This is a genomic window from Methanospirillum hungatei (genome assembly GCF_020216685.1).
Taxonomy (GTDB): domain Archaea; phylum Halobacteriota; class Methanomicrobia; order Methanomicrobiales; family Methanospirillaceae; genus Methanospirillum; species Methanospirillum hungatei_B.
Genome location: NZ_JAIWNS010000193.1, coordinates 1 through 9812 on the forward strand (window position 1 = coordinate 1; position 9812 = coordinate 9812).

The 9812-nt window shown below is 42.3% G+C and carries 12 protein-coding genes; 10 read left to right on the forward strand and 2 right to left on the reverse strand.

What is annotated here, in order from left to right:
• On the forward strand, positions 1-813 hold an 813-nt coding region (locus LDL35_RS11905), incomplete at its 5' end, for a hypothetical protein (protein WP_304022645.1).
• Positions 814-819: 6 nt separating this feature from the next.
• On the opposite strand, the gene LDL35_RS11910 is transcribed toward LDL35_RS11905, so the two are convergent.
• On the reverse strand, positions 820-1203 hold the full coding sequence (locus tag LDL35_RS11910) for a translation initiation factor IF-5A (RefSeq protein ID WP_011447933.1): 384 nt from the start codon (positions 1201-1203) through the stop codon (positions 820-822).
• Positions 1204-1286: 83 nt separating this feature from the next.
• On the opposite strand from LDL35_RS11910, the gene LDL35_RS11915 reads away from it, so the two are divergent.
• The 6 genes from LDL35_RS11915 to LDL35_RS11940 all read left to right on the forward strand — a co-directional run bounded on the left by LDL35_RS11915 (position 1287) and on the right by LDL35_RS11940 (position 6589).
• Entirely contained in the window at positions 1287-2063 is a 777-nt protein-coding gene (locus LDL35_RS11915; protein WP_304022647.1) for a bifunctional fructose-bisphosphatase/inositol-phosphate phosphatase, read from the forward strand.
• Positions 2064-2081: 18 nt separating this feature from the next.
• Positions 2082-2891, forward strand: coding sequence for an NAD(+)/NADH kinase (locus LDL35_RS11920; protein WP_304022649.1), 810 nt, complete (start codon positions 2082-2084; stop codon positions 2889-2891).
• Between the two features lie 57 nt (positions 2892-2948).
• Positions 2949-3662, forward strand: coding sequence for a DUF169 domain-containing protein (locus LDL35_RS11925; protein WP_304022651.1), 714 nt, complete (start codon positions 2949-2951; stop codon positions 3660-3662).
• Between the two features lie 75 nt (positions 3663-3737).
• Complete coding sequence (locus LDL35_RS11930) at positions 3738-4256, forward strand: tetratricopeptide repeat protein (protein WP_011447929.1); 519 nt, start codon at positions 3738-3740, stop codon at positions 4254-4256.
• A gap of 44 nt (positions 4257-4300) precedes the next feature.
• Positions 4301-5971 carry a CARDB domain-containing protein gene (locus tag LDL35_RS11935; protein WP_304022654.1) on the forward strand — a complete coding sequence of 557 codons (1671 nt, stop codon included), beginning with the start codon at positions 4301-4303 and terminating at the stop codon, positions 5969-5971.
• Positions 5972-6025: 54 nt separating this feature from the next.
• Complete coding sequence (locus tag LDL35_RS11940) at positions 6026-6589, forward strand: chemotaxis protein CheW (protein WP_304022656.1); 564 nt, start codon at positions 6026-6028, stop codon at positions 6587-6589.
• 4 nt (positions 6590-6593) lie between these two features.
• Here LDL35_RS11940 and LDL35_RS11945 read toward each other — a convergent pair whose 3' ends face one another.
• On the reverse strand, positions 6594-7589 hold the full coding sequence (locus LDL35_RS11945) for a phosphate uptake regulator PhoU (protein WP_304022658.1): 996 nt from the start codon (positions 7587-7589) through the stop codon (positions 6594-6596).
• A gap of 125 nt (positions 7590-7714) precedes the next feature.
• Between LDL35_RS11945 and LDL35_RS11950 the strand changes: the two genes are divergently transcribed.
• The 3 genes from LDL35_RS11950 to LDL35_RS11960 all read left to right on the forward strand — a co-directional run.
• The gene (locus LDL35_RS11950; RefSeq protein ID WP_304022660.1) at positions 7715-8164 is read left to right on the forward strand and encodes a GNAT family N-acetyltransferase; all 450 of its coding nucleotides are present in this window, start codon (positions 7715-7717) and stop codon (positions 8162-8164) included.
• Complete coding sequence (locus tag LDL35_RS11955) at positions 8151-9044, forward strand: DUF2156 domain-containing protein (protein WP_304022663.1); 894 nt, start codon at positions 8151-8153, stop codon at positions 9042-9044. The genes LDL35_RS11950 and LDL35_RS11955 overlap by 14 nt, the downstream gene beginning before the upstream one ends.
• A 296-nt stretch (positions 9045-9340) precedes the next feature.
• A partial coding sequence (locus LDL35_RS11960) for a hypothetical protein (protein ID WP_304022662.1) occupies positions 9341-9812 on the forward strand: 472 nt, incomplete at its 3' end.

Genomic DNA, 9812 nt, shown 5'->3' on the forward strand with positions numbered 1-9812 from the left:
CCGCATTTTCTTTTTAATAAAGAGAGAAAAGTAGTCACAGAGGATGGAGAAACGAAAGAAAAAGTAATAATAAAAGGTGGTGAATGGTCAGAAGAAGATTATTCCGGTACTGGAGAATTTGTGGAATCTGTTTCGATTGTAACACCATCTATTAAGATTGAAGTAATTCAACATGAAGGCAATGCTTCAAAAATAATACGCACAATTACACCTGATGGAGGTCTTGATCCATATCTTTGGAATAAAGCAGTAATTAAAGAAAAAATGAAAGAAAACTCCAAAATAATCGGAGAAGAAATTGATGATAAAATTCTTGAAGAAAGAGTTAAGAAGATTGTAGATCCGCGCCCATGGAGAGAAAAATTCTATGAGCGAGGTAACTTTTCTCTAAAAATTTACCCTTCCAATTTGAATAGCTATGATGTAAAAGTTAAAGTAAGTAAGGGAGTACAGGCACCGATAACAACGAACACTTCCGTTACCGCTAATCCTTTAAATGAAACCCTGTCCAAATATATTCAATTATATAATAAAGATGTAAACTCCCCTGATTATTTAAATAATCTTATGGATGTAATTGATATGAACAGGAAATCTAGAGAAACAACAATCCAACAGATTCTCGCCACAAAAGCTGTTGTGCCAGAAATTACAAAATATTCAGTATATGGAACAAATACTGCAATTGGAAATCTACGAGGAGAAATTTTTTACAATGTAAATAATCACGAAAAATGGATGCCACTTGATCTATATTTGGTTTATTACGGAACAGAATGGAAATTACCTGAACCGATATTACCAAAAATTTAAAAAAAATTATAAGAAATCTATTTTTCTCTTTTCCATGGAGTAGATATACATCGTCTCTTTTCCTGCCTCGATCCTGTCTTTCACGTCATCAGTAACCGTAACCTCAAAATTTTCAAAGCTTTCAAGGTCCATCATCTGAACAACATTCCCGGCAATAGAAATTACCTGGGCATTTCTTCTCTCAACAATAGGCGCATATACCTTTGCTGATACCGGCTGAACAATTGACCGCTTGACACCATCAAAAATACCGACGACATCAAGACGAGCCTTCGCAGCACCATGTTTCCCAGGTTTGGATACAGATATTGACAGGATCTTACACGGTTCATCATCAACTAACAGATATTTTCCTTCTTTCAGCTTACCAACTTCAGTCTGCTCTTTCATAAAACACCTTGGGAAAAGCTGGTTATATTTACGTGTCACCCTTACATAAATACACCGTCCGAATTTGAGCTCAGGGAACTCTCATGGATTTTTATGAAGCTAGTTACACCATATTCACCGCAATACGATCAGCCATTACTCCTCTTATCGGAACTCCAGCGGCCGCAGTAAATACCGGAAACGGGGCCGACGGCACCCCTACGAAATATATAGATAAAATCGCAGAGGATATTGCCGTATCCGTCATTAAGAAGGAACAATTATGCCAACTTCTCATCAGTGAAGAGGCCGGGAAAGTTGTTATCGGCGGAGATACCGGAACAATCTTTCTTGATCCGGTAGACGGAACCTATAACGCCCTTATGAATATCCCGTTTTTTGCAGTATCACTGGCATATGTGAAAGATGGAGTCCTGAAGGAAGGTTTTGTTGGCAACCTCTCCAACGGTGATATTTTCACCGCGAAAAGAGGTGAAGGATCCTGGTTAAACGGTGTTCCCCTTCATGTCTCTGATGTATCTGAATTACAGGCCAGTGCAATGAGTGTATATGGCAAGCATTTCCAATATGATCGGGTAATCCATCTTATACGAAAGATAAGGAGGTTCCGGCAGTTTGGTGCTTCAGCCCTGGAACTCTCCTATGTGGGCGCAGGGAAGATCGATGGTTTTGTTGATCTTCGAAGGACCCTCAGGGCAACAGACGCCGCTGCGGGTATCCTGATACTTGAGGAAGCCGGCGGGATTGTAAGTGACCGGGATGGGAACCCTCTTACCCTCCCTGATGAGGTAAGTATCGGCAACTGTCTTGTCGGGACAAATGCCTCTCTTCATAAAAAAGTGATTGAATATCTTCGGTGAGCAGAATTGTCCACAACCATGAATATTCTTATTGTTAACCGCTATGGCGATCCGGACGTTGAGGAATTCTCCTATGAGCTCGATAAATTGTTGCACCATCACGGGCATCACACATCAATATATAAAGAAAACCTGCTTGGAGAGGCCCCGCCACTCTTTTCCGGAGAGCATCCACCTGACCTTGTTATTGTAATCGGAGGAGACGGTACAATACTGCTTACGACTCAGCGAATGCCGGTTCAGGTGCCGATTATTGGAATCAATTATGGAGAAGTCGGATTCCTGGCAGACATTGAACCAGAAGAGATAAGCACGTTTGTCTCTCACCTTACAGAGCCGCTCCCATTAGAAGCGCGGATGCGGATTGAACTTCGGATAAACGGGCAACATATCGGGACGGCACTGAATGAAGCATTGATTGTAACAGATCGGCCGGCAAAAATGCTAAAGTTCCTCATCCATATCAATGGAAACGTAGCAGAGCGGTTCAGGGCGGACGGATTGATAATCAGTACTCCGACTGGTTCTACGGCATATGCCATGAGTGCAGGTGGCCCTATTGTAGACCCCCGGGTTGAGGGATTTCTCATGGTCCCCCTTGCCCCGTTTATGCTCTCAAACCGTCCACATCTTATTGACTCTTCAAGAACGGTATCAATAACCCTTGAGGCGACAAAGCCTGCAAAACTTGTCATCGATGGACAGACTGAGATACACCTGGAGACCAGCAGCACTATAGAACTCTCAAAAAGTCCAAGTCCTGCCTTATTTATCGACGCAGGGCAGAATTTTTTTGAAAAGATAAACCGAAAACTTCGTCATCTGTAACCAAAAAGAAAGTTTTAATTCTGTCCCTGTATGATATGCACGAGAGGACTGAGTATCATGCAGGACACAATCCGAACCAGATTTGATTACGCGGAGGCTTCGAAAATTTTAAAAGAGACTCTGAATCTTGACGGGTCTCCTGTCGCATTCAAATTCTGTAAGACAGCAGAAGACATCCCTGAGGGGATGCCTCATATCTCTGAAACGGTCCGTCATTGTCAGATGGTAGGGATGGCGAGGAAAGAAGGGAAGATCTTTTATGCGACCCTTGACAATCACTCCTGTATGGGTGGGTCCTGGGCTCTTGGACTCAGGGAACTGACACCAAGTCTGAAATCAGGTGAGTTTTACTACAAACTGGGAAAATTTGAATCATGGCCTGCCTGTAAAAGGACCATTGATCGCGTCCCCCATGTGGAATCGCTGACCACGCATGCTACCTTATATGCTCCCCTGGAGAAAACGCCCTTTGATCCTACCATTGTTCTGATAGTTGCAAAACCAAAAGCGATGTTAAAACTTGCTCAAAGCCACCTCTACCGTCTTGGTGGTCGAATCACATCAAACTTCTCCGGAATACAGTCCGTTTGTTCTGATGCCTGTGCGCAGGTGTATCTTTCCGGCACTCCGAATTATTCCCTTGGATGTGACGGGTCCAGAAAATTCTCCGGAATCGAGGATGGAGAAATGGTAATGGGCATTCCTATTGAGATGGTACCGGAAATTGTCGCCTCTTTGAAGATCGTTACCGGAGCAGCAGGATCTTCATAATCTTTTTTTGCGAACCCTCCCCTGAGGGAGAAGAATCTTAACAATGGCAGAATACAGATAGGTACGAGTATCAGGATGCTGAAAAAATATCCAATCGTATTTCTTATCCCCATGTTGGTTTTGGCCGCATCAGGTGCGCCTGTTTACACCGGAGAAGAATTGTTCGAGATTGGGAATGAACACTATGCACAGGGGTCACTTGAAAAAGCAATCGAACTCTGGATGCAGGCGAAACAAATAGATCCTTCCCTCTCTGCGAATGCATGGTATAATACCGGTCTGGCATATGCGGCAATGAAGGAGTATGAGAAGGCGATAATGGCATGGAATGAAACGATTATGCTGGTTCCGAATTCTTCTATGGCCTATGATAATATGGGAACGGCATACGGCCTTCTGGGCAGATATGAAGAAGCAGGCATGGCGTATGATATGGCCATCGCAATAGATCCGGATGTAGTAAAATACCGGATCGATAAAGAGCTTTTATTAAAATCTGCACCAAAGGAAGAGACTCCGTTATCTCCATTATCTGCATTCCTTGCCCTAATTACTGTGCTTGGAATACTAAGCAGATATTCCGGGGACTCCTGATTTTTCCCAAAAAGGTTTTTATCGGGCAGGAGATATCCTCATACATGAATCATCGGATATTGACATTCGGTATTATCATACTATTTCTCTGCTTCTTTGGCTCATTCAATGCGGTTCCTTACATTTTTGATAACCAGGAAAATTTCTCCTGTTCATTTGGAGGAGCCCTGGCTGATTCACCTATTGTCCCGGAAATTACCGGATTATCAATGACTGTTCCGGACCATGTTCAGGCCGGGACGTATCTCCGGATAATAGATATTCTCAGAAATCAGGGAATGCACGCTTCAGGCCCCTTTTCCATCGGGTATGTATTGGAAGACCCTCTGGGAGTTTTAAAGGAGAGAATGCTTGGGACCGTCACCATTCAAAACCTTGTTCGTGGCGGGCAAAAAAAGATAAACACAACCTTTCCAGTCCCGCCAGATATCCGGGCAGGAAATTATATGATGACCCGGCTGATAAATCCGGAAGAATCCTTATCTGAAGATTCACGGAAATACCTTTCAGGCGGGAAGAAGGAACTGAAAATACTGGATTATAGTGAGGGACTTACCGGATACACAGATGACCTCATTTACTCCGGTGATGCAGGAACGCTGCTTATTCGTTCCACAATAACGAATACGGCAGGACAAGATCCAATAGAGACAAAAATATCGTATTACCTGTCTCAGTCTGGTCTCATCTCTGATGACCTGATACTCCTTGGAGAATCTGATACGCTGATTGTCCCGGTACATGAGCAGATCAGAGTTGAATCAACCTTATCACTCCCTGAAGAAATTACTGGTGGAGAATATTTTCTGATTTCAGCATTCCTTCCCCTGGAAATGGTCCCCGAAGACTCTTCATTATATTGGGTATCAGAAGATCCAATCTCGCTCTCAGTCACCATTCCCACTATCGCCCCCTCTGTTCCCGACGATCTACCTCATTCATCCGTAGAACCAGATATCATGACTGTTAAAACAGATTATCCTGATGTCATGTATATTGGAGAGTCTTCAAAGATTACCGATTCGATAACCAATATCGGATCTTCTACCGCAGGGATAGTCCGGGTTGAATATCTCCTCTCATCCGATGATGCCGGTAATGATGCTCGACATCTTGACTGGTGGACATTACATAATCTGAAAGGTGGCGAGACGAGAACCGAGCAGGTGACCATTGGGATTCCTGGTGGCACACGCACCGGGATTTATTACCTGACAAAAAAGATTACCGTGACATCGAGTCCACCGGAAAAAAATACTGCCAATAACTTCTGGACCGGGAACCGGCCTGTCCGTATTGAATATAATCCGGCGGCACGAATTCCGGATCTGACCCATGTGACAACAAAATTCCCCTGTGCCCAGCCCGGAGATACTGTGGAAATTACCGATACTATCACGAATATCGGAAATGCATGTGCAGACCATGTACAGGTTGCGTATTATCTGTCACCCTATGCATCATTCGATCCCTCAACAGCACGATATCTTGGCGTTTGGGATGTCAGCAGGATATGTGTCGGAGAACAACAGACCAGGACGATTACTGTTTCGGTACCTGCCGACCTTAGAAATGGTGAGTATTACTGGTTCTCTGTCATCGATCCCTGTACATTTATGCCGTATTGTGGTGATGAAATGCCTGAACTTGATAAATCAAATAATATTAACATTGGCCGACTTTATATTGGCCCATGTGTTTTTTGCGGGTGTTAACCTGGCTCCACTTTTTCAAATATTATTTTTATTCATACGTTCTAATTGTAATTCATGGCCGGCATAATTCCGGGTATTGCATCATCTCCCTCTCCTGGTGTAAATGGACTATCTCCTCATAAAATGACTGGAAAGGTTGATGAAGAGGGTGCGGAGGAGTCATTTCAGGTAGTGGAATTTCTCCTTGGAGAGGAACATTTTGCGATTGACCTTTTTGATGTGAAAGAGGTTGTTGAGTATACCAGGATTACCAAACTCCCAAACAGTCCGACATATATTAAGGGTATTATTGATCTTAGAGGCGAGATTACTACTATCATTGATTTGAAACAGCAACTGGCAATCACCTCCTCCCATGCTGCTTCAGAAGAGGAAAAAAGAATAATTGTTCTGGATGATCGGATTACCCATTCAAAAATCGGAATCATGGTTGATGATGTTCTTACCGTCTCGACCTATTCTGCAAGTCATGTGGATGAGACAGCAACATCAGGAGAGGAATCATCTCATATTCTTGGGATTATTAAAAAGAAAATTAAAGATAAGGATAAGGAAAGGACTGAACTAGTAATCTGGCTTGATGTCAAGACACTTCTTCGTGATATGGGCCAGATTTAAATAATCAGAGAGCCTTCTTCTCAAACATCATCTCATAATTTATCACATTTTCTGCAATATCTGCTGAATACTCTCCGGAGCGCCTGATACTGTCGGTAATGTTTCTCAGTGGCACGGCGATGTTGACCGGGAGTGAGAGAAGTTCGGTATTTATCTTCGAGAATGAATCCTCCAGATCGTGAATGTAGTCGATAGTTTTATTTGCCTTTTTCAGATCATGAGTGAAGAATGATTCAACACTCTTTTCAAATGTGGTTAATGCGCCCTCTGATACTTTCCTGATGTGGCCCTGTATCTCCCCGGCTATCTCTGCTTCCTGGATCTTTTTGGCGTTCAGGGCAATTCTTACACTGTGATCACCAACCCGTTCTATGATTCGTGCAACCTGGAAGTGAGGAAGCATTTCTGATATGTTCATGTTCATTTTTCGTGATAAGTGAACATTATGTAGAATCATATTGGTCTGACGGGCAATAAGCCAGAATAACCGGTCCACATCATTATCCCGTTCAATCACATCGGTGATAAGATCTGAATCATGCGCGATAAAGGCATCAATAGCGTCGATATGCATACTTTTTACAATGACAAACATCCGTTTCAGCGAATTTTGTATCGGCATCTCCAGCGGATTTAAGAGATCCTTAATAAGGACACTGGTATCTGTCTCTTCGATGAACTCAGGGCCGATGACCATGTTGGAAAATTCCCGTAGTTTCATTCGTATGGTTCCGGTCATCCGGTCTTTTGTAGTTATCTGAATGGCATTATATCCGGCGATATAGATCCCGATAAGGAGTCTTAAGAAGAGATCAGGGTCGATTCCGGTATCAATCTCCAGATTTTTCACGCGCTGAATCTGATCTCCGGTTGTATTTTTAGTAATTAACAGCGTCCCGTCTGGTTGTACTATCACACCCAGGGGATCGTTTTTCCTGATGTGGGTTGATTCTACCCAGTCTTTCGGAAGGGTGATCACATAGGATGACCCTCCGGTCATTTGAACCCGACGTATTTCCATATTTGATAGTAATTATGTATAGTGTCATGAAAATATATATTGTCTCTATGTAGTTGTATGTTGATTTCTATGTATTTATAAAAAAATTCTCCAGGTAACATACTATGAACAATTTTTCCAGTGAATCAATTCAATTTATCATAACTGATATCTGGGATGTATGGTCAATTGTGACTCTTTATAAAGAAGCCGGGTGGTGGAAGGATGAATACCATCCTGATGAGATACCAGAATTTATCAGAGCATCTTTCCGGTTTTGTGTCGGGGTCCATCAGCCTGACGGTGAAACAGTCGCAACGGGGAGGATAATCTCTGATGGTATCAGTACCGGCATAATCCAGGATATATGCGTTTTAAAAAAATTCAGGGGTCAGGGAATCGGCCATAACCTTCTGGCTTTCTTGATTAAAACCGCATGCGATGCCGGACTTTTCCGGATTATTCTGGTTGCAGAGCCTGGCACCAGTCCGTTTTATGAGCAATCTGAATTTATTGCTGATAAAAATAAGATATTTCTTTTATACCAGAAAGGGCGTGACAATGAAGATACATGAAGAAGATTTCCACCCGATAGAGCTTGAGGATAAGGATATTTTTGATAGGATTTATCGGGATTATCCCATTCAACATTCTGAAAATACATTTGGAACATTATTCTGCTGGCGTTCGTATGGTCATTATAAGATTTGTGAACATGAGGGATGTCTCATCATCAAAGGTGAGACTGAAAATTATCATTCATACCGGTTTCCTATCGGCCCTGTAAAACCGGATGTATTTCATGCGACCATTAAACTTGCGCAGGATCTTGGAGAAGAAGCCCCACTTCTCATATTAGAGCCATGGCAATATTCCTGGATGAGGGAGCATTATCCAACCCTGAAATTAAAGCCGGATCGTGATTTTTTTGATTATGTTTATAAATCAGAGATTCTTGCCTCACTTCCCGGTCAGGATTTTTTGTCGGTCAGAAAACAATTAAATAAATTTCGACGGAAATGCCCATCAACGGTAGAACTTATTTCTGAATCCAACATGGATGAAGTTTTGGAATTTTTGGTAAAATGGTGTCAGCAACGTGAATGTGATAAATATACTATTTTAAAACATGAAAAGGAGGCAATTAATGAAGCAGTTCAGTATTTTGACCAACTTGGCTTTTCTGGAATTACGGTAAACCCGAAAGGAGAGATTGGAGGGATTGCAATCTTCGAAGAACTGAATCCTACAACAGCCGTCGTTCATTATGAAAAGGCATTACCTGACTGTGAGGGTATATACAAGGAAGTTAATATCCAGACTGCACTATATCTGAAGGACAGATATCATTACATTAACCGGGAGAGTGATATGGGAATTCCCGGACTTCGTGAAGCCAAAGAGCGATATCATCCGGATCATATGGTAAAATTGTATTATCTGGAAAATTCGTAATTATCATATATAATCTCTTTTTAAAACGAGGTCTCTTTGTATAATAAGAAACTTGAACCGATATATAAGTCAGATTGAAAAGAAGACATTATTAAGGCGTGCATTCTCATTCATTTCAAAGTATACACGAACTATAAGAATTATTTTTGTAAAGTACGCATTCCACAATAATCTTTTCACCTGGGATTATCATCGTTTATATATACAACGAATTTTATACTTCGTGCATCAATACTACATCTGCGTTCATGAATCTGTTACCGTCAGGTGTCCGGATTTTCTTACTTGCAGGATTGATGGTAGCGTCAGGTATGATATGTCTCATAACCGCAGCAGATTATTCAATCGGGACTATAATTGAGGCAACAGGCCCGGTTCGGGACAGTTTTACCGGCACCTTTTCTCAGGCAGATGGGAATGGTACAAATGTTTCCGGTGTTTATTCAGATTCAGTCATGACCAATGGCGGTTCTCTTTCCCTGACTAAACTGGTAGGTATGTCTGAAAAATCATCAGGGCAGGGATTTGAGACACAGAAAGTAGTGGGGTACTCATCAGGAACATCAGGAGGGCATCTGATTGCAGATGAATATGTTCTGACCTCTTCAGATATGTACTCGAATAAGACACAGGGGGCTATTTGCTTTGGAGATCCCTACCTTGTCTCTTCATGTATTTCCGGAGAGCAGTCAGCATCATTCTCAATAGCGAATGCAAAGACTCTGACCCTGGCATCGGCAGGCAGAAGTTCGAATGGGACTCTGGATT